Raw genomic sequence first — 20920 nt, 5'->3', positions numbered from 1 at the left:
TTTCAGTTTTGAGTATAAAGATTTTTTAACTTCAGTGTTGAGTAATATCCTTTTGCTGGTATTCTTTAAATCCAACATCGTTTATTACCTTAGTAACAACATTACAAACCCACTTATTTGCTGGAGAAATTATTCCAATTCTCCTTAAGATTCTATAGATTAATGGAATCTTTAAAGAAGCTCCTGCAGCTAATGGATGCCCTCCTCCGCCTAATTTTGCTGCAAATAACCTTACATTTATTGTAGAACTTCTGAAAGAGATAGCCTTACCATTTGCAGATACAAATACTTTTGCCCCAGTCCTTGTCATTAAATATTGAGCAGCGTAACTTATGTCTGGAGGGCCTTTCCATCTTATTGCAACTACAACTTTTACACCGTTAATTTCTATTACGCGGTAGTACTTAGGAAGTTTTTGATACCCTTTCAATTCTTGGTCTACTTGGTCTTCTAAAATTTTCTGAAATTCTTCGTTCCAAAGAATTCCATTGTAAAATGTTTCTATTAATTTCTTCTTCCAACCATAATCTTTGTTGCTTTCAACGATTCTCCTTAATTTTTCGCCCATTGGATCGTTATGTAACCAAATATCTACTGAACAATCAGCCGAGGCAAGTTTTGACGAGAATTCGTCGTCTGGATTCATTACTTTATGTACAACTCCTGCACCGCAAGTCGAAGTGTCGTGATGAACTTCAACTCCTATTTCAGAAAGCTTCGATTTCCATTCTTCTTTCCAAACATGGTGATCAAACCATTGAATCTTTACACCTTGATCTATTAATTTTTTACAACTCTCAACTATTTTATCAAAAGTACTTTCATTTAAACCGAGGTCGGCTATCATTACATTATATACTCCTCTTGGCTCTAGTTTGCTCAATAAGTTATGAACTTTTGTGGGCTCAGTAAACCAAACGTTTTTTGGTAGAGATTTTACTGCCCTTGCATAAACTGCCACTGATGCTGTACCATCGAAGTCGTTATGAACTATTGCATAGTAATCCATTTGCTTAAAATTACTTTTATTTAGTATTAAACTTTATTCCGGCAGAAGTTGTTATTTTTCCTTTATAGAGAAAATCTACTTGCCTAAGAGTTGCGTAATAGTCAAAATCTGTTATAGCAGAAATTCCGTCCTTTGGCATTATAACATTATACCACCTTAGTGCGGCGCTACCTGCAGTGTGTAAAACACAAATATTTGCCACAGTCCCAGTTATTATTAAGTTCTTTATGCCTTTTACCCTTAGAATATAATCTAAGGGAGTCTCAAAGAACGCGTCATACCTGTATTTTTTAATGATGAAATCGTCTTTTTCTGGCTTTAATTCATCTATTATTTCTGCGCCCCAAGTTCCGGCTAATGCATGTTCTCCCCATATTTTAAATTCCGGATCATCCTTCATGTGCCAATCTTGAGTATAGACAACTAGAGCAGAGGAATCCCTAGCTTTCTTGATTAGATCCTTTATAGGTTTTATTGTACTCTCAGCTGTAGGAACTGGAAGCTTTCCATCTTTTCTAACAAAATCGTTTTGCATATCAACTATAATTAATGCAGTATCGTGAGGGTTAAGTTCAATTTCTTTTTCTTCTGGAATTTTAGGTACTTCTACCATATTTTATAATCCGAACTCATGTTTTTATCCTTTTTTGCCTGCTTTGAAAGTTTATCGGCAATTTTAAGTATCTCGGGATAGCCTCTTTTAGACATTTCTATGACATCTTGTAGGTCAGTTCTATTCCCTGGGCTGTAAAAATACTTCCCAGCTTTTACTCCTACCTTCTCTCCGTTAATAACCACGTAGAAGATTCCGTTTTCCTCTACTATATCACCGGCAAGCTTTGACTTTGCAATGCCCATAGTAGGAATATCCAGTAAAACTCCAATGACTGTAGCTATACCGCTCTTTCTAGGATGAGCTAATCCGTGACCATCAACTAATAGTAAGTCACACTGATATCCTTCTATAGCCTTAATCATTATTGGAGCTTCTCTCATGAATAAAAAACCTGGGATGTAAGGGAAAGTTACTTTTCCTTTTGTTATCTTGTATTCGATTTTATCACCTTCTTGCTTAACTGCAACAGCATAACCTTCCTCCTTGTCGTAAGCAACATCAACTGCACATAACGTCTTTACATTTTCTAAACCCAAATGTGTTAATTTCACGTTTTTAGCTATTAGCCTCTGGAAGAGTATAAGGAAGTTAAGTAGATAATCTTCTTTTTCCCACATTATTCTTACCTTCTAAGGAAAGTAAAAACTCAAATTGTCGCATGGTTTGCACAGCTCCCTCCCTATATTTCCTTACTTCCTCTACAGCCTCATTAGCATTTAAACCTTCAGTTACCATTAAATATCCTGCAAGAACAGTGCCGGTTCTTCCAATTCCCCCTACGCAATGAACTAAGTTTCCTCTCCCTTCCAACCATTCCATAATTTCCTCAAATTGACTTAAAGTTGGAGGATAACCGTCGGGTATAGGCATGTGAATAAACTTCAGTCCGTTCTCTTCAAGTACTGAAAAGTAGTAATCTACACTTCCCCAAGCTTCCTCTATTTCCCATTCTTCCGGTAAGACTACGACTTTCTTTACTCCGCTAGCTTTCCATTTCTTTATTTCGTCTACGGTATAAGGTAAGCAAGATCCGCCTATGATGCCTTTCCTCACCCAATACATTTATACCACTCAGAAGATCCGCTGTTCTTCATCTAAAAATACAATTGATTTTCTAATATAAAACGCTCGCGGTCTTCTAGAGTTTTATTTTCAAAAATCAAATTTAACTTATGGCAAGATTATCAACAGGAATACCAGATTTTGATAAATTAATAGAAGGAGGAATACCTCAAGGCTTCTTTGTAGCAGCAACAGGAGAGCCCGGCACTGGCAAAACTATCTTTTCATTGAGTTTTATCCATGAGGGATTGAAAGAAGGAGATATAGGCATATATGTAACTACCGAGGAAAGTAGGGATTCCATTCTAAGACAAGCAAAGCAGTTTAATTGGGATTTAGAAAGTTACCTAGATAAGAAATTAATAATTATTGACGCTTTAATGAAAGAAAAAGAAGACGAGTGGTCTTTGGAAGAAGTTACACCAGAAGAAATGGTGAAAAAAGTTATTGCAGCTAAGCAAAAGTTAGGTTATGGTAGGGCAAGGCTAGTAATAGACTCAGTTTCTGCATTCTTCTTAGATAAACCTGCCATGGCTAGGAAGATAAGTTACTATTTAAAGAGAGTGCTCTACAAGTGGAAATTTACAATAATAGCAACTTCACAGTATGCAATAACTACTTCACAAGCCTTTGGTTTCGGAGTTGAACATGTAGCTGACGGAATAATAAGGTTTAGGAGAGTAGTTAAAGACGGTATGCTTCACCGTTATGTTTTAATTGAGAAAATGAGGCAAACTAATCACGATAAGTACGTTTGGGAAATAGATATAGTCCCTGGAAAAGGAATAGTTTTGCTAGGAAAAGTTCAAGAAAGAAAAGAAGACTATGCATTACCGAAGAAGGTTATGGATAAGATAAAGGAAGCAAATAAGGACGAGTTTCAAAGCTAAGGTCTTATTACCTCTACTAAATCTTTTACCCTATCATAATCCTTGTCATTGCTCACTATTGTAACATTCATTTTTCTAGCAGTTGCGACATTTATTGCATCTCCTACATTAATTTCTCTCTCGAATATTATGTCAATAGCTTTCAAAATATCATCCTTATTAACATCAATGATAGAATTTTTCATTTCATTCTTTATTAGTTTTATAAAATTTAGATAGCCTTCGACTCTATCTTTGTATCCTTTCTTCATCATTTCCATGTATTTATTTCTTATAACTACTATAAATTCATATAAAGTTTAGAAAATTGAATACCAGAATGTCAATAAGATATATTTCTTTTTCTTCTCCTCTCTACTGCCCAATCTTGTTTACAGTCTCCTTTTCGATTATATCCTCAATTTCTTCAGGAGAAAGTTCTTCTATTAGCTTTAAAAATTCATCACTAAATGCTTTAGAGGCATTTTTAGAGACCTCTTCTGCAACTTCTTTATTGCCAGTTACAAAATATCCAGAACCTAAATTTACAAGATAAATATCTTTTCCTTTAAAACTAGATATAAGAATCCTACCTTTATTGTCAGCTCTCTTTACGAGAATTTCGCCTATCATAAATATTCCTAAGCGCATTTTCCAAATAAGCCTTCCCACCTAGACTACTACACTAGAATTTTTATTGTTCTTTCTAACATTTTATTCCATGGTAAAGTTAGTAGCAACATTAGGAACTTCTCCAGGTGGAGTTTTTGAAACCTACATGAATTTAAAGTCAGGAAATTACGGCGGTGAGCCAGTAGACATTAAGGAAGTTTACATAATAAGAACTTCTGATAAGGCTGTTGAATTAGCTTGGAAATTAGTTAAGGCAATATTCGTTTGTTGCGGCGGTAAAGAAGTTGAAATTTCTGATATTCCTCTTCCTATAAATGATATTGCGACAAAAGAGGATTATGAGATTTTCAGAAAAGGATTGCAAGGTAAAATATCGAAAGGTGACTATGTTGATTTTACTGGAGGAAGGAAAGCCATGAGCGTTGCTGCTGCAATAAATGCAATAAGAAATTCCGCTTACGTCGTTACAACTATAATTCCTCAGAACGAGTATAATAGAATACAGAATTTAATAAAGCAATTGAAAGAAGAGGAAATAGAGGAAGCAGGAAAAGGCAATTGTGTAAATAGGGAAAAATTCTGTGAATTAATATCTAAAGATGCTAGAACTATACTATTAACATAAAACGATAGAGGGATTAACTAAAATGTTAACCGAAAAAATGTGGAACGCTATACGGGACATCTATAACGCTATCCTTTCTCATCCTTTTATTAAAGGACTAGTTAACGGCACATTGGAGGAAGAGAAATTCAAGTATTATATTCTTCAAGATTACCTTTATTTAAGGGAATTTTCTAAGGCTTTAGCGATTATTTCAGCAAAGGCTGAAAAGCAAGACGAAGCAATGCTTTTCTCTTCTCACCTACAGAGCATAATGAGAGTTGAGAACGAGTTACATAACTTCTTCATGAGCACTTGGAACATAAGCGAAGAGGAAAAAGCTAAACTAATTCCTTCTCCGACTAATCTGCTTTATACTTCATTTCTTTTATCAACAGTACTTTATAAACCGTACTTTGAAGCAGTAAGCGCTGTTTTGCCTTGTTATTGGATTTACATGGAAGTAGGAAAGGAATTATTAAAGAAGGGTTCTCCAAATTATCTTTACGATAGGTGGATCAAAACTTACGGAGGAGAGGAATACGAAAAAGGAGTTAGGGCAGTATTGGAAATTGTGAATTCTTTCAAATTAACTCCAGAAGAAGAGGCAACTGCAATAAGAACTTTCAGGATAGCATCTATCATGGAATACATGTTTTGGGACTCTGCATATAAGCTAGAAAAGTTTCCATTTAATTTTTAAACTTTCTTTTTTAAATTAAATAATGGTAACCGTTTTAACTCCTCCTGGACCAGTTGCTTATCCGATAATTGCCTCAACTATGAAGAGGAGAGATGTTAAAGTAGTTTTTGAAGGAAATGCCGAAGTAAAACTTAACGCAATACCTCTCCTTAACGAGGTAAATTATGTTCTAGTTTCTAGGATGCTAGTAATAACTCCAGGATTAGGCAAGAAAATTGCTGTCTGGAAAAAGGGAAGTGCAAATCACATTCTGTTAGATCTAGTTCTTAAGCTTTATAATCACGAGGCTGAAGTCGTTTTTACAGACGATCCTGCAGAAGTGTACAAGCTTTACAAAGAAGGGAAAGCAGACTCTGCTGTAGTGACAACTGCAGTAACTAGGGATGGACTTTACTTTGAAGATTTACTTTCAGCTAAAGGCTTTTATTTACCGGGGATTTGCGGTGCAGAAGGTTTAAATGAAGACTTTGAAACCGCTTACCTAGAGGGAATAGATCTGTTTAAGGAAGATCCTGAAGGAACATCAGAGTATGTAGCAGATAACTTACCTATATATAGGCCTTCAACATTCATTGAAAGTATATTCAAAAACTCCGAATATAGCCTCAGAAAATTGGATAAACCCTATGTATTTAGAAAAGCTTAATTATGGGAAATTTTAAAATAACGCGTGAAAGTAGGACTAGTTTATTACGGTGGCCAATATAATCATCTCATACTGAAGAACTTAAAATATTTAGGAGTAGAAGTAGAAGTAGTTAATATTAACGCTGATGTGGAATATGCTAAGAAATTTGATTGTATGATATTTAGTGGCGGTCCTTATTCTGTAGATCAGGAAATAAATAAGATGGGTAATTCTCCTTTATTTGTTAAAGAACTTAGTGTACCGAAATTAGGCATTTGCTTAGGACATCAACTTTTAGCCTATGTTTTGGGGGGTAAAGTTGGTAAAGCTAATAATCCTGAATTTGGACTTGCTAGGATAACTATTGACGATCACGACACTATTCTACAAGGTTTAAAGAAGGAATTTAATGCGTGGGAGAGTCATAACGATGAAGTTAAAGAAGTTCCTCCTGGCTTTTTTGCTATTGCACATAGTGAGAATACTAAAGTTGAGGCAATGGTTAACAAGGATTCTTCGATCTTTGGAGTTCAATTCCACCCTGAGGTAAAGCATACAGAAGATGGAATAGAGATATTTAAGAACTTCTTAACCGTATGTAAAAAGTAAATGATAGAGCAAATCTTCATTTCAAAGCTAATGCAGTTCTTGGAGGAAGACTATTATCCGGAAGATCTAACTAGCAGGATAGTTGAAGGATATAAAATAAGATCTTATGTAAGATCTAAGGATGAAGGAGTTCTTGCAGGTAATAAGTTCATAATTCCTTTCCTTAATTATTTAGGTTTCAACATCAAATCGTCAATGACTGACGGTGTTGAAGTTAAAAAAGGAGATAATTTATTAGTGTTTGAAGGAGAGGCAGACAAGTCTTTATCTGTAGAAAGACTTGTACTTAACCTTTTAGGCAAGTTATCAGGAATAGCAACTGCAACTTATACAATGGTAAAACTTGCTAGGGAAGTTAACCCTACTGTAAGGATTGCAGGCACTAGGAAAACTACTCCTGGGTTAAGGGTTTTTGAGAAGTATGCTATAGAGGTTGGAGGAGGAGATCCTCATAGATTTAATTTATCAGATGCTGTATTAATTAAAGACAATCACCTTGCAATTATAGGTAATATTGAGAAGGCAGTAAAAATGGCAAGACAAATAGCTAGTTTTACTAAAAAGATAGAAATTGAAGTATCAAGCTATGAAGATGCAATAAAGGCATATAGAGCAGGGGTTGATGCAATATTGTTGGATAATATGAGCGTGAATGAAATTGAGGAAGTGGTTTCTGAGCTTAAAGGAAAAGTACTCCTAGAGGCCTCTGGCAGGATAACTCCAGAAAATGTTAAAAGTTATGCTAAAACTGGAGTTGATATAATTTCGAGCGGTTATATTACTCATTCATCTAGATCTTTGGACTTTTCAATGGATGTTGAGGTAACTTCTCCACAATAACTTTTTATAAAAATGACAATATGTACTAATAGGATTTCAATTTTAATTATTCTATATCATTTATAAGGACTTTAAGAATTAGTATTATCTAGATAATGGATATAAAATATCCTTAATAGGAGGAATAAATGTTTTTACTATTTTATTGCTATTAACAACTATCAGAAATTACTAAATAAGATATATTTATTTTATTTTTATAGATTTTTTAAGAAACCAACTATATGGAGGGACGGACTTTTCCTCGGGATAGATTACTTTAACGTCGAAAAGGTAGGAAATTTTCTCTCCTAGTTTTTTCTCAACTTCATCATAAAATTTCAATAAATATTGAAGCTTATCTTTTTTACTAGGAATTATTACAAGGACATCTATATCGCTATATCCAGTGATTTTTCCTTCAACTACCGATCCGAAAACGTAAACCTCAGAATATTCGTCCAGTGAGAGGTTAGAAATTAGTTTTCTCCAATTTCTAAGCAATTCTATAGGTTGTTCCATAATTTTTCTATTAATGATAAGATTTTCTCAGCAATTAATAAAGCTATTTCTGCCTCGTCTTTAGAAACTGAAGGAATTCCGTACTGTGATTTTCCTCTTATGTTTTCCAGAATTATCAAATCTTTCCCATTCTCCCTCATAAAAATCATATGTTGTCTATTTTCAATTTATCATGAATTATGCTTAATAGTTTCCTTATTTCGTGAGTTCTAGGAACTTCTATTCCTAGTTTAATGAGTAATGCCTTTATTGCAAGTTTTGCTGAAACTTCACTAGTTAATGACGAAGCATTATATGACGAATTTGAAAATAATAATCTTGAAGCATTAAGATATTCCTTTGCTTTATTTAAGTACTCTAATGCAACATCGAATGACATTGTAGTACCCTTAAGGTATATATTCAACTACTGCAGTAAATGTCTCTCCGTTACTGAATGTTATTGTTATATTATAGAGATTTCCAGCAACCATTTTTAAGGGATCAATTTGAACTCTACTTTTTACCACGTTTTTCCCCACTTTTACTGGAATTTCCATATTAATCGTCTTATCTTCAAATTTTATGCTAAGTATTTTATCTTCTCTAGGAGAATAAAAGGAAAACTCAAAATCTCCATTACTTGTCATCTTACCTATTCCTATTTGATAAGGAACGGGAGATGGCTTAATTTCTTCCATTTCTTTCTTTTTTTCCTCCTCTTTCTCAGCTTCTTCTGGAGATTTATAGTATGCATAACACAGAGAAAATCCTATAAATGAAACAAAGGGAACCGACGCTATCCAACCTGCATTTTCTAATTTCTTATTTTTTTCTAATCTGCCAATATCTCTATAAGCTATTCCTAAGAAAAAATTTCCCAGAAAGATTAAGAACGGAATTGGTATAAATTCAAAAAGAATTATACCAGCTACATACATTAGGTAACCTATATTAAAATTTGTATTTCTTAGTCCTCTAGTCAAAAAACCTATTGGAAGCAAAGTTACTAACGATGCTCCTATTGTTCCTGGAAAAATCATTTCAACGAAAAAATTGTCCTTAAGAACATAAATAAAATAAAAAACTAAAGCATAAGAAATATAAAATACTCCAGTAGATATTGCAAGTAAAATTGCAACTATCTTTAGTCGACTTTCTGGTGATTTCTCCATTTATGAAACTATTTACTCTTAAGTAAAAAACGTTTAGTGTGATTTAATAATGCCGGTCTAACCAATACTACTAAAATGATATATCCAGATTATTCAAAGAATAACCTATATAATGTAGCATGCAGTATAGAGGATGCATTAGTTGGCGACAAGGCTTGTTGTTCTAATATTACCTTATCAGATAAGATATTCCTTGTGTTAGTTGATGGAATGGGATATAATATTTTGAAATCAGCTGTAGAAGGAATAAAATTTGATAAAATTTACACTGTATTTCCATCAACTACGGCAACAGCTTTAACTACACTCATGACTGTTACAAAGCCTGGAGAGCACAAAATTTTAGGTTACACCACTTATGTAGATAAGGTAGGAGTAATAAACGCTTTAAAGTACACTATGCCAGAAACTTCAGAAGTTGATTTACTTAAAAAGGCTTTAGGAAAATCAATGGAAGAAGTTTTTAACGTGAAAAGCATAGGCAAAAAAGCCAGGGAAAAAGGTAAGAAGAGTGTCTCAATCTTACCTAAATGCATTGCCGGTAGTGAATTTACCAAAATGCTCTATACTAATGTCGAGGAATATAGAACTCTGTGGGACGGAATATATAAGGCTAAAATTTTCGGAGAAAAAGGAGTAAATTTCATTACACTTTATATTCCTGACGTAGATTTAACAGCTCACAGATATGGACCTTATGCTGAACCAACTTTGCGTGCAGTAAAAGATATTATTTCAATGATACTAAGGGATATCCCTAAAGGATATGACACAATAATAACTGCAGATCACGGATTTATACAAACAGAAGACGCAATAATGCTCGATGAAGATAAGGACTTCGTTTCATCTTTAGATTCACCGCCTTTTGGAGATGCTAGAGCAATATTTATGAGGAGTAGAAAGGATTTAAAATGCTTAGAAGAGAAATTCTCTAACTTTAAAGTATTTACAATAGATGAAGTTATAGAGCAAGGATTGTTAGCAGAAAAAGGAGAAAAAATCGATATTCATGCAGATTATTTAGGTATTCCTACTGATAGGAAAGTTTACGTCTATAGATTTAAAAACGGCTATGCTGGACATAAAGGCCATCACGGTGCAATGTTAGAAGAAGAGATGGAAATACCATTAATTAGATATTCTTGAACGGCCTTAACGCCTTCTCCAAAGTTTATTGGCTCTCCTAATTTGCTAAGTACTCTTTCAATTACTGCTATTGCTGATATTACGTCGTTAATGTTAACCCATCCCATATGCCCTATTCTAAAATATTTTCCTGCCAAATCTGGGTGAACACCGGGGGCGAATTCAATTCCTTCTGTTAAGGACATTGAAAGTACGTCATTAGGATTAACTTTTTTCAGCATAACTCCGGTCACAGTATTGCTGTAAGCTTCTGGAGTTTTTGCCACTATTTCTAAACCTAAAGCTTCTATCCCTTTTCTTATTGCAGAAGAAACAATTTCATGCCTTCTTATTCTATTTTCAATACCTTCTGTTTCTATTAATTCGAATGCCCTCTTTATCATCAAGACTAGATGAACGGGTAGTGTTGAGAAATTGGAAGCCTTACCTTTTTCCATTGATTGCATTACTCCTAGCCAGTTCTTTAAGTTAAGATAATAACCCGCAATATTATCCTCACCTAACCTTTTTGTAGCGTTCTCTGAAAGTACAAGTAAGCCTGCTCCAGGAGGAGTGCCTATTGCTTTCTGACTAGCTGTTAGAAATACGTCAACTTTCCAGTCTTCTGCTCTAACTTCTTCTCCTCCTACGCTTGCAACTCCATCAACTACTATAAGATCTACGTAATCCCTTATCCTTTTAGCAACTTCGGCAATAGGCTCTCTAACTCCAGTACTAGTCTCTACGTGAGTCATTGTGACCATGGTGTAATGATCTTTCTTAACTTCTTCTTCAATCTCCTCCGGTTTAACGTAATACCCAGCTTTAGCTTTCAATGCCTTTACGTTAACCGGATATCTAGAAAAAATGTCTATCCAACGATTACCGAAAACTCCGTTAGATACTACTAAGACTTTATCCCCTTTTCTGAGTAAGGAGGTTACGCTTTCCATGGCAGAAGTTCCGCCACCTGGAATTATGAATGGCTGGTAACTTTCGCTTACTCCCATTAATTTCCTTAAGAACTTTAAGGAAAACGACATTGCATCAACGAATTCCTTAGATGTAAATCCTACATCTCCTTTAATTCCTCCTAAAAGTACGTCATAGTCTATCGTTTCAGGACCTACATGCATTAAAATTTTTCTTGTCATAAGAGAATGATATCTAAAGAAGATTATAAATTAATAAGAGAAGATAAGGAGAAAAATCAATCAGCTATTTAGCTTTCTTCATCTTTTCCGAGTGAGCTGAGCTCTTCATCAGAAGCTTACTACAGCATAGCCTTCGTCAATTCTTTTTGCAGTCTCTACTCCGCCCATTACTTCCCTTATTCCGTCGAATATTAAATCCTTGTTTAAACCTAAGTTTTTCAACGAAATACCGCAATAACTTACGTCAATTCCTGCATTAATCATGTCTTCTATTATCTTCTTCATTTGTGGTGCGTTTGCAGCTTCTCTTAATAGTGTTTCTACTCCTCTTCCAAGGAACATAAAGGCAACTGTAGCTCCTGCATTCTTTCTTGCTCCTAGTGCAAAATTCATTGCCATCATTGCTCTATTAATATCGTCTTTTCCTGCAGTTGAAATAACGAAGATCTTTGCCATAAGATAACACATTTTTAGAGTAAAAAAAGTTTAACTTATAAAAATTTTTAAAACTCGTGATGGTGTTCATCATGTGTTGGTTTATCAGTTTCTTGTAGTTCTCCTCTCTTTAGCTTCTCTAATGCTTCTTCTACAGTTAATCCTTCTGCTAGGAAGATCTTTGCTTTACCTTTAAGTAGTCTAACTCCCGGAGAACCTATTTCTGCAACTATTACTGCGTTAACTCCTTTATCCAGTGCTGACTTTAACATGTGGGCTCCCCTTGCAGCAGTAGCCTTTAATGCAGGATTCTCATATTTTTCAACAAGTTTTACTTCGTCTCCATCAATCTCGTATATCAGCACTTCTTCTCCTTCACCGGGACCGTCAACTTTCCCTTTAGTTACCGGAATTGCTATTCTCATTAATTATCGATTCCGATATCGGATATAAAAAGTTATTGTATTTCCAATAATATTGGAGCATGATCAGAACCCATTACCTTCTCAAGTATGTCTGCTTTAATTACTCTATCCTTGAGAGATTCAGAAACTACGCAGTAATCTATCCTCCAACCTATGTTCTTTTCTCTAGCATGGAATCTATAGGACCACCAGCTATAATGGCCACCTTCCTTTACGAACATTCTATATGTATCAACAAAACCTAAAGATAAGAAATGAGAAAACCATTCCCTCTCTTGAGGAGTAAATCCAGCGTGATTTACGTTATCTTTAGGTCTTGCAATATCTATTTCTTGGTGAGCTACGTTAAAATCTCCGCATATAATACAAGGTTTTTTGAGAGATGTCACGAATTTTTCAAAGTCTCTGTTGAAAGACAGTTTAAAATCCAATCTCTTTAATCCTTCTCCAGCATTAGGGAAATAGGTGTTAATTACATAATACTCAGGATATTCTAGGATTATAACTCTTCCCTCACTATCATATTCCTCTTTCCCTAGTCCGTAAGAGACTGAAATTGGGTGAATTCTGGTCATAGTCATTGTTCCACTATATCCCTTTCTTTTAGCTGGAAAAACGTAAATTTCGTATCCTAGTGATTGGAGGTCTAAAGGTATTACATCAGTTTTTATTTCCTGGAACATTAAAATGTCTGCATTAAAACTTTTTATTATATCTATGAATCCTTTGCTCATAATAGCCTTTAGTCCGTTAACGTTCCAAGATATTAGCCTCATGCTGAAAGTCTTCTATTCTTAATATTAAATACCTTTTACCTTCTTTCTTTTAATTTAATGATTTATATAGAATACAAACGCAATGTTTAAAAAGTTATGGTAATTCATTATTCCTATGAAAAGTGCATTAGTCTTTCTGTTAGTCTTTATAATATTTTTAAGTAGTGTAACAGGAAGTATTGAAATAGTTTATTCACAAACTGCTAAGGACTGTTATATTGCTCCAAACATTACTGGTACGCCATTAGGTAAGCTTCCTTCAAATACTCCTATCTATATAAATATATTTATACCACCAAAGAATATGAATGAATTATTACTTTTAATACAGGAAGAGTATCACGACCAGATACATTTAAGTAGACAACAGATAATAAATGAATTTGGAGACCAACAGAGAATTAATGAAATTTCATCCTATTTGAAATCTAACGGATTTAACGTGGTATTTACTACTCCGTTCTCCTTAATGGCAGAAGCACCGGCATGTAAGGTTAACGCGTTATTTGGAACTCAGCTTTACTTATATAAAAATGGACAAGAAATATTTTATAAGCCATATAATAATCCTAATATTCCTTCTGTCCTTCAAAATGTCATAATAGGTGGTTTAACTAATTATACTACAGTAAAAACTCAGTATTTAATCCTAGGAAAATTAGTCGACGGAGTCTTAAAGCCTACTAACTCATCTAGACAAGTTCCATTAGGCTTGAATTTTGCCTATACTATGTATTCTCCACAAGATCTTGAAGGAGCTTATAACGTTACTGGTCCAGAAGGTAGGAATGTTACTGTGGCAATTATTGATGCTTGGGGAGACCCACTAATCTGTCAAGATATTCAAGAATTTGATCAAGAATTTCACTTACCTCCTGCCAATTTAACCATAGTTCCTATAGGTCCATATGAGCCACTATTTGGATTATTTACTGGTTGGTACGGTGAAGTGGCATTAGATGTAGAAGCAGTTCACGCAATGGCTCCATACGCTCATATAGAGCTTGTTTTATCTCATGGATGTCTCTTCTGCGATATTCTTCAAGCTATAATATACGTAGTTTCTGCAGATAATGCACAAGTAGTAGACATGAGCTTTGGAGCTCCAGAGAACGAATTTACAGCTAGCGGAATGTATGCGTACTATAGAGGAGTTCCTCTAGTCAATTATCCCTTAGTAAATTATTACTTTGAACTAGGTAGTGCAGAAGGGATAACCTTTATAGGAGCCTCTGGCGATCAAGGTGCCTATGAAGGAACTTACACAACTTTTGGAGGAGTAGTATTTCCGTCTTCATCACCTTTTGTATTATCAGTTGGGGGTACTTCATTATATCCGCAAATAACTTCTGGTTACATTGCCACAATGAATTCCACAGCAGTTTATGGTTACGAAAATGCTTGGAGTGTGTTACCGCAGTATTTAGGTTTAGGTACTTCAACTGTAGCTTCAGGCGGAGGTTATAGTACCTTCTTCCCAGCTCCTTACTGGCAGGCTTCTATTACTAAATCAGATACCAGGGCAACTCCAGATGTATCTGCTGACGCTAATCCTTATACTGGGTTTATAACCGTAGTACTGGGTACTAAAGAGGTAATTGGAGGTACTAGTTTATCTACCCAGCTATGGGGTGGTGTAATAGCAGATATTGATTCCTACATAGGCCATCCATTAGGGCTAGTTGCTCCAATTCTTTATTCTATATATGAGAATTCTACGCTTTACCAAGAGGCCTTCCACGAGGTTACTCAAGGATTTAATGGTAAGTATTTAGCTCATGCAGGCTATAACTTAGTTACTGGATTAGGTACGCCTAATGTAGGTGTTCTAGAAAAAGTAATAAAGGAATACCTAAGTTTTCATCCAGAATTGGAAATTTCATTAAGTACCTGCGAATCTGGTTTTACTATGCCTTGGTATTGTTATTGTACTACTTTCCGTATAGTGGCTGAGATAAGTTATCCGAACGGCACAATAGTAACTAATGGCTCCTTTAATGCTTATATTTACACTCTTAAAGGATTCTTGGCTAGTGTACCTTTAAAGTATAATGGAACTTATTGGGTAGGTAATTTTACAATAAGCAAAGGAGACCCTACGAACTGTTGGACTATAGTAGTTAACGGAACTGCAGGAGGATTATCCGGAATATCTCAAGTTGACGTCGACGTAGGTTACTCTTTTAATATAATATCTCCTCCAGAGACCGTAATACCCGTTAACGCCCCCGTTAGCTTTTGTGTATGTATTTATAATCCACAAGGTCAACCGGTTACTAATACTACTGTTACTATGACAATGATGTACCACGGCAAGGTAGTTTCGGTTACTCCTTTAGTCTATACTGGTCATTACGGTGATTATAGTGGAACTCTTATATTGTTATATCCTCAGCCCCAAGGCACATATATTATTGAAGCCAATAGCACTTACGGTTATGCGTATGAATGGGAGTATTTTGGCCTAGTTGTTTACGGTGCTGTAATTCCTCCAATAAACGATGGAATGACTTCTGCCTATCCTGGTGAAAATATTACAGTATTAGGTTATATTTTCAATCCTTGTTTACAAGGTGTATTTACTGCAAAAGCTTATGCAGAATTAGTTTCGCTTAATGGGCAAGTAATAGAGAAAGTTCCTATGACTTTAGCGCCAGATACAACAATTTTAGGAGTTTATAATCTATTCGGTTTCCACATAGCGAATATTACGATTCCTAGCAATGTTACTCCCGGTTATTATAAAGTAATAGTAACTTCTTGCTTGCCTGCAGTATTTGGTCCAAGCTATGGTAACTTCACAACTTTCATTTACATTAGTAATTCCGGACTATCTTATCAAGTAAGGAGTGTTTCAGAAGTTTATGAGGGTCAATACATTAAGGTATTTGCTAATATAACTTATTCTAACGGTACCGAAGTTAAGTACGGGGAATTTACTGCCGGATTTATTCCAACAGAATTAAACTTCGAACAGTTACTAGTGGAATTTTATGCAGGAGTTCCGATGCAATATAATTCTACTCTTGGAGAATGGGAGACAATCTATCAAATTCCTTCTATACTAAGTGAGCAATGTACAATTTATGAAGGTGCACCTACTCAAAGTTTATCTGGATTCTGGGATGTGGTAATTGAAGGTACGTCGAGTACTGGAGATAATGTGATTACTAATTACTCATATTTTAATGTACTACCTTATACTTACATAGGCAGTAAGATAATTACTCCGCAAAACGCTACTAAAGTTCCTCTAATAGTATTTAACGGCACTAACTATATTTTACAAGGAATATACAGCCCGAGTATAACGATAGAATGCTTACATGGTTTAATTATTGAATGCTCTGAAGTTGGTTCCGTGTATGCTGTGAATTCTACGTTAGTAGTTGAGAAATCGCAACTAACACTAATTCACGCTATATCCTCATCTTTATGCTTAATTCAAGACATAATAGGTCATGTAACTAACGCATCACCGTTGAATTTAGTAAAGTCAAATGCAACGTTAATTTCCACTATTATTGAAGATTCTAAATACGCATTTAATATTACATGCAGTAAAGTAAACCTTGAGGGAGTATATTATAAGAACGTGATAGAAGTGACAAACTTACCTACTCCAACTATAGTTAGTTACTCACCAGTAAATGTAACTACTCCGTCAACAACTATACAATTCAATATATCTGGTAAGAACTTGAAAGTTATAGGAGCTTACATTGATGATAAATCTGTAAGCTTCAGTTCATCTTCCACATATAACAGTATACTGGTTACTATTCCGTTTAATGCCAGCGTAGAACCCTCTGGAGCTTATTATGTCACAATAGAAGTGTGTGACGGTCTAAAGTATAATTTATCCGCAATAATATTTAACTCATATCACGAAGTAGAAGAGGCTAAAGTATCAACGTCATTGTTCAGTAATATTTCCTCAATTTCAACATCTTTATCTCATGAAATCTCCTCAGTGTCCGCTTCCTCTACAGATGGAGAAATATTAGGATCGATAGGTATAGTCCTTGGTTTAATTGCTATACTTTTATTCGTATTTAGAGGAAGGGGTGAGAAAAAATGAATAAGAAGAAAATAATTCCAATAATGTCTTCCCTCTTATTTTTTGTCCTTCTATTTTCATTAGTAGTTCCAAGCACGGCAGAGACTAGTAGTACTACTATTATTTATAAGCCATTATTTCCGTTAAATATGACAATATCTAAGTCCGCAATACCATTTACACAAGATCCAGAATTTTACTCATTTGAGGCATATCATATAATTCCTCCAAATGTAACTCCTATAGTAGTGACTATAGCTAAAAACCTAATATTTAACGACACTGGACTTAAACCTTATTATGAAAGGGTTTACATACCCCCAGGAAATTACAGCCTGGAAATACTTAATGTTACAATAAGGGAGTTTAATGGGACACAATATGATAGGTGTGCTTATGTTTACGCTAATGGTATACCAATATTCTGGGGTTCAACTCAGGAAATTAATAACTCCACAGCGGAGGCTGATGTAACTTTATTCGAGAATCTGTTACAAGGTAACGTAACTTTTGAACTAGTAATCCAGAATTATTACGATGCTAAGATAGGAATTACTGGATTATATGAAATGAACGTTACACTCTACTTATATCCTGGTCAGAAACCTCAAGGCTTACCTAACGGATTCATACCAATATTTGTTAATTCCACATGCGAACATATTTGCTATAATTATTCTTACGTTATACTCTATCCAGGAATGCCTGCAAGAACCCAAGAAATTCAAATACCTAACGGAACTTACAGAATGATGGCACTAATTTATGAAAAAGGAGGAGGGAATGACGAATTCTGGTATGCTTGTGAACCCGCAACTAGGCCAATTCTAGTATACTATGATAACTTGCTTGCTGGAGTAGTTAATCCGTATGAGACAATATATACTGGTGGAATAGATTTATTCTATTGGAAGCCGTTAACCTCTATAAATACTTTGTCCTTCCATTCGCCGTACATAATAGATTTGACACCATTCTTAGCTCTTGGTAACAAGGCAAATATTACGGTATGTGTTTATAATTTAATTACAGCTTATGAAATAACCCAGTCTATGGCTCACGATTGGGACATTGCAGGCGTAATCTTATTATGGGTAAATGAAAGCAATCCAATGATTTGCGGAAAATTGAACGTTGCAAAGCACGAGTTTATTGACTCAGGCCCAATGTTCTTCCCAGTATTCTTTGGAGAATGTTACCTAGAAGATGGGCATTACTATTTAGACTATTCTGCTGAATTGAAATTTGAACATGGAATGGAGAATTCTCAAGTAATTCAAAAAGGATTTTACTGTGCAAGACAAAAACTTACAGAAGTCTATGAATATGCTTTCTTAGATGAGAATTTCATGGAGAAAGCTGTAGAAAGCGGTATGTATAATGCTACGCTCTGCTATGACGTAAATTATCCTATTACTCTTAACTTTGACACCGTAGCCGTTCCTATAACTAATCCTCACGTAATTCCATTCAATCTAACTTACGAGCAAAACGGTACGATATCATTAGGGTTAGATTATTATATGAAATGGACATTTGGAGATTACTGCCACGAGGTTAATACTACAGAAAGCCTATACAGTGTAGGAGGGTTTGGAGGAATTATAGAAATAATAAATAGTTATGGAGGGGCAGTTCTAGTTAAGCTATCTTCAAACTATGCTATGACAGTAAAGAACTTGACTTCAACTTGGCTTGTTAACGGTAAAGGATTCAAAGAGACTTTCTCAGCAGAAGGGTTGCAAAATAGTACCGTAAACTTTAACGGTTATTATGCATACGTGAAGGAGTCCTTCAGCAGTATAGGTTCTTCAGATCCACCGGCTCAATATGACATAGCTAACGAAATAATTCAAATAATTAATAATAAGATACTTGAGTTAGAAATTTAAAGCCAATTTCTCTTTTTTTAATTTATTATTCTCTTTATTCTTCTTCATCCATTAAATCTGAGAAATCTTCTTCCTCTTCAGACTTTTTGCTTCCTTTCTTTTCCTCATAATTCTTTTTGCTTTTCTCTTCCATTTCTATGTACTCCTTTGAAGCCTCGTTTAATGCATAACCAAGCCTATGATAAAGTAAAGAAGCCTCAGCAGTAGTTAACTGAAAGCCTACTCTATTATTTCCATCGTCAATTACTAGTAAAAATTTTGCTTCTTGTGCAAATCCCTTATCGTTAATTGATGCCGAATCAACCAGTAACTCCAGGGTTTTTGGTTTACCGTCTTTTGTGAACCTAGGAATCCTTAAAATTCTTTTCATGAATTGAGATTGTGTGATAAAGTATAAAGGTTATGTGGTCTTCTTTTACTGCGATAGGGACGTAAATATAATTGTAAATAGAAAGAAGGAATTTGAATTAAAGAAAGGTTACTATGCATACGTTGGGTCGTGTGGTCTTCACTGCGATAAGAGGATATCAAGGCATTTATCCGGAGAAGAGAAAATGAAGAAACATTGGCACGTAGATTATATTTCGTCAATTTGTATTCCTCTAGGAGTCATTGTATTGCCACTTTCGGAAAAAGAGATAGTCAAAAGATTATCCTCATTACCTGGCATAAAAGGATTTGGAAATACTGATGACAAAACTTCACCAACTCACCTTTTCTCTTCGTCGGTAGAGGAGGTTATGAAAAGAATATTTTTATCTTAATTGTTCACTTTTCTTCTTATGTTAGGAAAAATAGATAGGAAAACGTTTGAGGAAGTGATTTATCCTCACCTTGGAGAAATTCACGACGAAGTAATTATCCCGCCTATGAACGGAGTTGACACTGGTGCTATAGAAATAGATGAGAAGAGGGTAATGGTTGTTAAAACTGATCCCGTGTTTATTGTGCCTCAATTTGGATTTAAAAAAGCAGCGTGGTTTGCAGTTCACATATTAGCAAGTGACGTAATGACTTCAGGAATTCCGCCAAGATATGCAATGATAGATCTTAACTTGCCTCCATCAATGACAGATGAACAATTCAAGGAAATGTGGATAGGCATGCACGAGGCTATGAAAGAAATAGGAGTAATGGTTACGGCTGGTCACACGGGAAGATATGAAGGAGTTAATTATCCAATGTTAGGTGGTTTCTCAATGATAGGTATAGGGGAGAAAGAAAAACTGGGCTCTCCTAAAAAAGTGAAGGAAGGTGATGTTGTAATAGTAACTAAAGGGCCTGCAATAGAAGCTACTGCCCTTCTAGTTAATTTGTATCCTCAGTATTTTAAGGATAGGTTGCCATCAGACATCTTCAAGGAAGCCTATGATATGTATTGGAAAATGAGCTGTTGGAAAGACGGTTTAATTGCTAGCAAAATAGGAATTCATTTAATGCACGATGCAACTGAGGGAGGATTATGGAACGCACTAGTTGAAGTTTCAGAAGTAACGAAGAAGAGAATAAAGATTTTTGAGGACAAGTTATTTATAAATAGGGCTGTAAAGGAAGTAACGTCTTTAGTTAATATAGATCCTTGGATATCCATAAGCGAAGGTACGATGATAATAGTAACTGACAAAGCCGAAGTTAAGGATGCCCTTCTAAAGGAAGGAATTGAGGCAGAAATAATTGGGAAAATGGAGGAAGGAGAAGAAGGAGTTTACTTAGGTAATAAAAGGATAGAAAAACCTACTGAAGACCCGTTCTGGAGGGCATTCTTCGATTTGCAGAAAAAGGCCTCTTAAGATTGTTGGCAAGCATTTATTTAGAAAGTGAA

The 20920-nt window shown here is 35.0% G+C and carries 26 protein-coding genes; 11 read left to right on the top strand and 15 right to left on the bottom strand.

What is annotated here, in order from left to right; all coding sequences use genetic code 11:
* Positions 1-31: 31 nt before the first annotated feature.
* The 4 genes from D1866_RS05545 to D1866_RS05530 are packed head-to-tail and all read right to left on the bottom strand — an operon-like array spanning position 32 to position 2687.
* A complete protein-coding gene (locus D1866_RS05545; protein WP_013776893.1) occupies positions 32-1009 on the bottom strand; it encodes a DHH family phosphoesterase in 978 nt (325 codons plus the stop codon).
* Positions 1010-1025: 16 nt separating this feature from the next.
* The gene (locus D1866_RS05540) at positions 1026-1622 is read right to left on the bottom strand and encodes a cysteine hydrolase family protein (protein ID WP_152942175.1); all 597 of its coding nucleotides are present in this window, start codon (positions 1620-1622) and stop codon (positions 1026-1028) included.
* Entirely contained in the window at positions 1616-2242 is a 627-nt protein-coding gene (locus tag D1866_RS05535) for an endonuclease V (RefSeq protein ID WP_152942178.1), read from the bottom strand. Before D1866_RS05535 ends, D1866_RS05540 begins: the two co-directional genes overlap by 7 nt.
* On the bottom strand, positions 2214-2687 hold the full coding sequence (locus D1866_RS05530; protein WP_152942180.1) for a protein-tyrosine phosphatase family protein: 474 nt from the start codon (positions 2685-2687) through the stop codon (positions 2214-2216). The genes D1866_RS05535 and D1866_RS05530 overlap by 29 nt, the downstream gene beginning before the upstream one ends.
* 110 nt (positions 2688-2797) lie before the next feature.
* Between D1866_RS05530 and D1866_RS05525 the strand changes: the two genes are divergently transcribed.
* Positions 2798-3577, top strand: coding sequence for a KaiC domain-containing protein (locus D1866_RS05525; RefSeq protein WP_013776889.1), 780 nt, complete (start codon positions 2798-2800; stop codon positions 3575-3577).
* Here D1866_RS05525 and D1866_RS05520 read toward each other — a convergent pair.
* Together D1866_RS05520 and D1866_RS05515 are read right to left on the bottom strand one after the other, a co-directional pair.
* Positions 3574-3861 carry a type II toxin-antitoxin system VapC family toxin gene (locus D1866_RS05520; protein WP_269199652.1) on the bottom strand — a complete coding sequence of 96 codons (288 nt, stop codon included), beginning with the start codon at positions 3859-3861 and terminating at the stop codon, positions 3574-3576. The two genes, D1866_RS05525 and D1866_RS05520, sit on opposite strands and share 4 nt — an antisense overlap.
* A 70-nt stretch (positions 3862-3931) precedes the next feature.
* Positions 3932-4189: a VapB-type antitoxin gene (locus tag D1866_RS05515; protein WP_152942184.1), complete on the bottom strand. Its 258-nt coding sequence runs from the start codon at positions 4187-4189 to the stop codon at positions 3932-3934.
* Between the two features lie 88 nt (positions 4190-4277).
* On the opposite strand from D1866_RS05515, the gene crn1 reads away from it, so the two are divergent.
* Genes crn1 through nadC form a run of 5 tightly spaced genes read left to right on the top strand, consistent with a single transcriptional unit; the run spans position 4278 to position 7573 of the window.
* Positions 4278-4814, top strand: coding sequence for a CRISPR-associated ring nuclease Crn1 (crn1, locus tag D1866_RS05510; protein ID WP_152942186.1), 537 nt, complete (start codon positions 4278-4280; stop codon positions 4812-4814).
* Between the two features lie 22 nt (positions 4815-4836).
* Positions 4837-5496: a thiaminase II gene (gene tenA, locus D1866_RS05505; RefSeq protein ID WP_152942188.1), complete on the top strand. Its 660-nt coding sequence runs from the start codon at positions 4837-4839 to the stop codon at positions 5494-5496.
* Positions 5497-5518: 22 nt separating this feature from the next.
* Positions 5519-6142 (top strand): DUF3834 domain-containing protein, encoded by a 624-nt coding sequence (locus D1866_RS05500; protein WP_152942190.1) that lies wholly within the window; start codon positions 5519-5521, stop codon positions 6140-6142.
* 24 nt (positions 6143-6166) lie between these two features.
* Entirely contained in the window at positions 6167-6733 is a 567-nt protein-coding gene (locus D1866_RS05495) for a GMP synthase subunit A (RefSeq protein WP_155861079.1), read from the top strand.
* Positions 6734-7573, top strand: a complete 840-nt coding sequence (gene nadC, locus D1866_RS05490; protein WP_152942192.1) for a carboxylating nicotinate-nucleotide diphosphorylase — start codon at positions 6734-6736, stop codon at positions 7571-7573.
* Positions 7574-7759: 186 nt separating this feature from the next.
* Here nadC and D1866_RS05485 read toward each other — a convergent pair whose 3' ends face one another.
* Genes D1866_RS05485 through D1866_RS05475 form a run of 4 tightly spaced genes read right to left on the bottom strand, consistent with a single transcriptional unit; the run spans position 7760 to position 9228 of the window.
* Positions 7760-8074 carry a nucleotidyltransferase domain-containing protein gene (locus D1866_RS05485; protein ID WP_152942195.1) on the bottom strand — a complete coding sequence of 105 codons (315 nt, stop codon included), beginning with the start codon at positions 8072-8074 and terminating at the stop codon, positions 7760-7762.
* Positions 8059-8223, bottom strand: coding sequence for a HEPN domain-containing protein (locus tag D1866_RS13675; RefSeq protein WP_196773498.1), 165 nt, complete (start codon positions 8221-8223; stop codon positions 8059-8061). The genes D1866_RS05485 and D1866_RS13675 overlap by 16 nt, the downstream gene beginning before the upstream one ends.
* A complete protein-coding gene (locus tag D1866_RS13670; RefSeq protein ID WP_196773496.1) occupies positions 8220-8453 on the bottom strand; it encodes a HEPN domain-containing protein in 234 nt (77 codons plus the stop codon). The genes D1866_RS13675 and D1866_RS13670 overlap by 4 nt, the downstream gene beginning before the upstream one ends.
* 10 nt (positions 8454-8463) lie before the next feature.
* The gene (locus D1866_RS05475) at positions 8464-9228 is read right to left on the bottom strand and encodes a DUF973 family protein (RefSeq protein ID WP_152942197.1); all 765 of its coding nucleotides are present in this window, start codon (positions 9226-9228) and stop codon (positions 8464-8466) included.
* A 75-nt stretch (positions 9229-9303) separates the two neighbouring features.
* On the opposite strand from D1866_RS05475, the gene D1866_RS05470 reads away from it, so the two are divergent.
* A complete protein-coding gene (locus D1866_RS05470; protein WP_152942199.1) occupies positions 9304-10377 on the top strand; it encodes an alkaline phosphatase family protein in 1074 nt (357 codons plus the stop codon).
* On the opposite strand, the gene D1866_RS05465 is transcribed toward D1866_RS05470, so the two are convergent.
* The 4 genes from D1866_RS05465 to D1866_RS05450 all read right to left on the bottom strand — a co-directional run bounded on the left by D1866_RS05465 (position 10323) and on the right by D1866_RS05450 (position 13146).
* Complete coding sequence (locus tag D1866_RS05465) at positions 10323-11510, bottom strand: pyridoxal-phosphate-dependent aminotransferase family protein (protein WP_152942201.1); 1188 nt, start codon at positions 11508-11510, stop codon at positions 10323-10325. The two genes, D1866_RS05470 and D1866_RS05465, sit on opposite strands and share 55 nt — an antisense overlap.
* Positions 11511-11618: 108 nt before the next feature.
* Entirely contained in the window at positions 11619-11966 is a 348-nt protein-coding gene (locus tag D1866_RS05460; protein WP_231136425.1) for a DsrE family protein, read from the bottom strand.
* Positions 11967-12013: 47 nt separating this feature from the next.
* The gene (locus tag D1866_RS05455) at positions 12014-12370 is read right to left on the bottom strand and encodes a NifB/NifX family molybdenum-iron cluster-binding protein (RefSeq protein ID WP_152942205.1); all 357 of its coding nucleotides are present in this window, start codon (positions 12368-12370) and stop codon (positions 12014-12016) included.
* A 32-nt stretch (positions 12371-12402) separates the two neighbouring features.
* Complete coding sequence (locus D1866_RS05450; protein ID WP_152942207.1) at positions 12403-13146, bottom strand: exodeoxyribonuclease III; 744 nt, start codon at positions 13144-13146, stop codon at positions 12403-12405.
* Between the two features lie 115 nt (positions 13147-13261).
* Between D1866_RS05450 and D1866_RS05445 the strand changes: the two genes are divergently transcribed.
* Both D1866_RS05445 and D1866_RS05440 read left to right on the top strand, forming a co-directional pair.
* Complete coding sequence (locus tag D1866_RS05445) at positions 13262-17227, top strand: S53 family peptidase (RefSeq protein ID WP_152942208.1); 3966 nt, start codon at positions 13262-13264, stop codon at positions 17225-17227.
* Positions 17224-19098, top strand: a complete 1875-nt coding sequence (locus tag D1866_RS05440; RefSeq protein ID WP_152942210.1) for a peptide-N4-asparagine amidase — start codon at positions 17224-17226, stop codon at positions 19096-19098. Before D1866_RS05445 ends, D1866_RS05440 begins: the two co-directional genes overlap by 4 nt.
* Before the next feature lie 34 nt (positions 19099-19132).
* On the opposite strand, the gene D1866_RS05435 is transcribed toward D1866_RS05440, so the two are convergent.
* A complete protein-coding gene (locus D1866_RS05435) occupies positions 19133-19468 on the bottom strand; it encodes a hypothetical protein (protein ID WP_152942212.1) in 336 nt (111 codons plus the stop codon).
* Positions 19469-19481: 13 nt separating this feature from the next.
* On the opposite strand from D1866_RS05435, the gene D1866_RS05430 reads away from it, so the two are divergent.
* Together D1866_RS05430 and D1866_RS05425 are read left to right on the top strand one after the other, a co-directional pair.
* A complete protein-coding gene (locus D1866_RS05430; RefSeq protein WP_196773494.1) occupies positions 19482-19862 on the top strand; it encodes a GIY-YIG nuclease family protein in 381 nt (126 codons plus the stop codon).
* A gap of 18 nt (positions 19863-19880) precedes the next feature.
* Positions 19881-20888, top strand: a complete 1008-nt coding sequence (locus D1866_RS05425; protein WP_152942214.1) for an AIR synthase family protein — start codon at positions 19881-19883, stop codon at positions 20886-20888.
* Positions 20889-20920 lie beyond the last annotated feature (32 nt).

The organism is Acidianus ambivalens, from assembly GCF_009729015.1.
Classification (GTDB): domain Archaea; phylum Thermoproteota; class Thermoprotei_A; order Sulfolobales; family Sulfolobaceae; genus Acidianus; species Acidianus ambivalens.
Note: the sequence above shows the minus strand (reverse complement) of the source record. Positions and strands in the feature narration are given on the sequence as shown.

Excerpts from the sequence above, each read along its gene's own strand:
- crn1 (WP_152942186.1), top strand. The coding sequence starts at position 4,278 with ATGGTAAAGTTAGTAGCAACATTAGGAACTTCTCCAGGTGGAGTTTTT.
- D1866_RS05465 (WP_152942201.1), bottom strand. The coding sequence starts at position 11,510 with ATGACAAGAAAAATTTTAATGCATGTAGGTCCTGAAACGATAGACTAT.
- D1866_RS13670 (WP_196773496.1), bottom strand. The coding sequence starts at position 8,453 with ATGTCATTCGATGTTGCATTAGAGTACTTAAATAAAGCAAAGGAATAT.
- D1866_RS05475 (WP_152942197.1), bottom strand. The coding sequence starts at position 9,228 with ATGGAGAAATCACCAGAAAGTCGACTAAAGATAGTTGCAATTTTACTT.
- D1866_RS13675 (WP_196773498.1), bottom strand. The coding sequence starts at position 8,223 with ATGATTTTTATGAGGGAGAATGGGAAAGATTTGATAATTCTGGAAAAC.
- D1866_RS05435 (WP_152942212.1), bottom strand. The coding sequence starts at position 19,468 with ATGAAAAGAATTTTAAGGATTCCTAGGTTCACAAAAGACGGTAAACCA.
- D1866_RS05425 (WP_152942214.1), top strand. The coding sequence starts at position 19,881 with ATGTTAGGAAAAATAGATAGGAAAACGTTTGAGGAAGTGATTTATCCT.
- D1866_RS05540 (WP_152942175.1), bottom strand. The coding sequence starts at position 1,622 with ATGGTAGAAGTACCTAAAATTCCAGAAGAAAAAGAAATTGAACTTAAC.
- D1866_RS05525 (WP_013776889.1), top strand. The coding sequence starts at position 2,798 with ATGGCAAGATTATCAACAGGAATACCAGATTTTGATAAATTAATAGAA.
- D1866_RS05530 (WP_152942180.1), bottom strand. The coding sequence starts at position 2,687 with ATGTATTGGGTGAGGAAAGGCATCATAGGCGGATCTTGCTTACCTTAT.
- D1866_RS05470 (WP_152942199.1), top strand. The coding sequence starts at position 9,304 with ATGATATATCCAGATTATTCAAAGAATAACCTATATAATGTAGCATGC.
- nadC (WP_152942192.1), top strand. The coding sequence starts at position 6,734 with ATGATAGAGCAAATCTTCATTTCAAAGCTAATGCAGTTCTTGGAGGAA.
- D1866_RS05535 (WP_152942178.1), bottom strand. The coding sequence starts at position 2,242 with ATGTGGGAAAAAGAAGATTATCTACTTAACTTCCTTATACTCTTCCAG.
- D1866_RS05460 (WP_231136425.1), bottom strand. The coding sequence starts at position 11,966 with ATGGCAAAGATCTTCGTTATTTCAACTGCAGGAAAAGACGATATTAAT.
- D1866_RS05450 (WP_152942207.1), bottom strand. The coding sequence starts at position 13,146 with ATGAGGCTAATATCTTGGAACGTTAACGGACTAAAGGCTATTATGAGC.
- D1866_RS05455 (WP_152942205.1), bottom strand. The coding sequence starts at position 12,370 with ATGAGAATAGCAATTCCGGTAACTAAAGGGAAAGTTGACGGTCCCGGT.
- D1866_RS05485 (WP_152942195.1), bottom strand. The coding sequence starts at position 8,074 with ATGGAACAACCTATAGAATTGCTTAGAAATTGGAGAAAACTAATTTCT.
- tenA (WP_152942188.1), top strand. The coding sequence starts at position 4,837 with ATGTTAACCGAAAAAATGTGGAACGCTATACGGGACATCTATAACGCT.
- D1866_RS05500 (WP_152942190.1), top strand. The coding sequence starts at position 5,519 with ATGGTAACCGTTTTAACTCCTCCTGGACCAGTTGCTTATCCGATAATT.
- D1866_RS05515 (WP_152942184.1), bottom strand. The coding sequence starts at position 4,189 with ATGATAGGCGAAATTCTCGTAAAGAGAGCTGACAATAAAGGTAGGATT.
- D1866_RS05440 (WP_152942210.1), top strand. The coding sequence starts at position 17,224 with ATGAATAAGAAGAAAATAATTCCAATAATGTCTTCCCTCTTATTTTTT.
- D1866_RS05445 (WP_152942208.1), top strand. The coding sequence starts at position 13,262 with ATGAAAAGTGCATTAGTCTTTCTGTTAGTCTTTATAATATTTTTAAGT.
- D1866_RS05545 (WP_013776893.1), bottom strand. The coding sequence starts at position 1,009 with ATGGATTACTATGCAATAGTTCATAACGACTTCGATGGTACAGCATCA.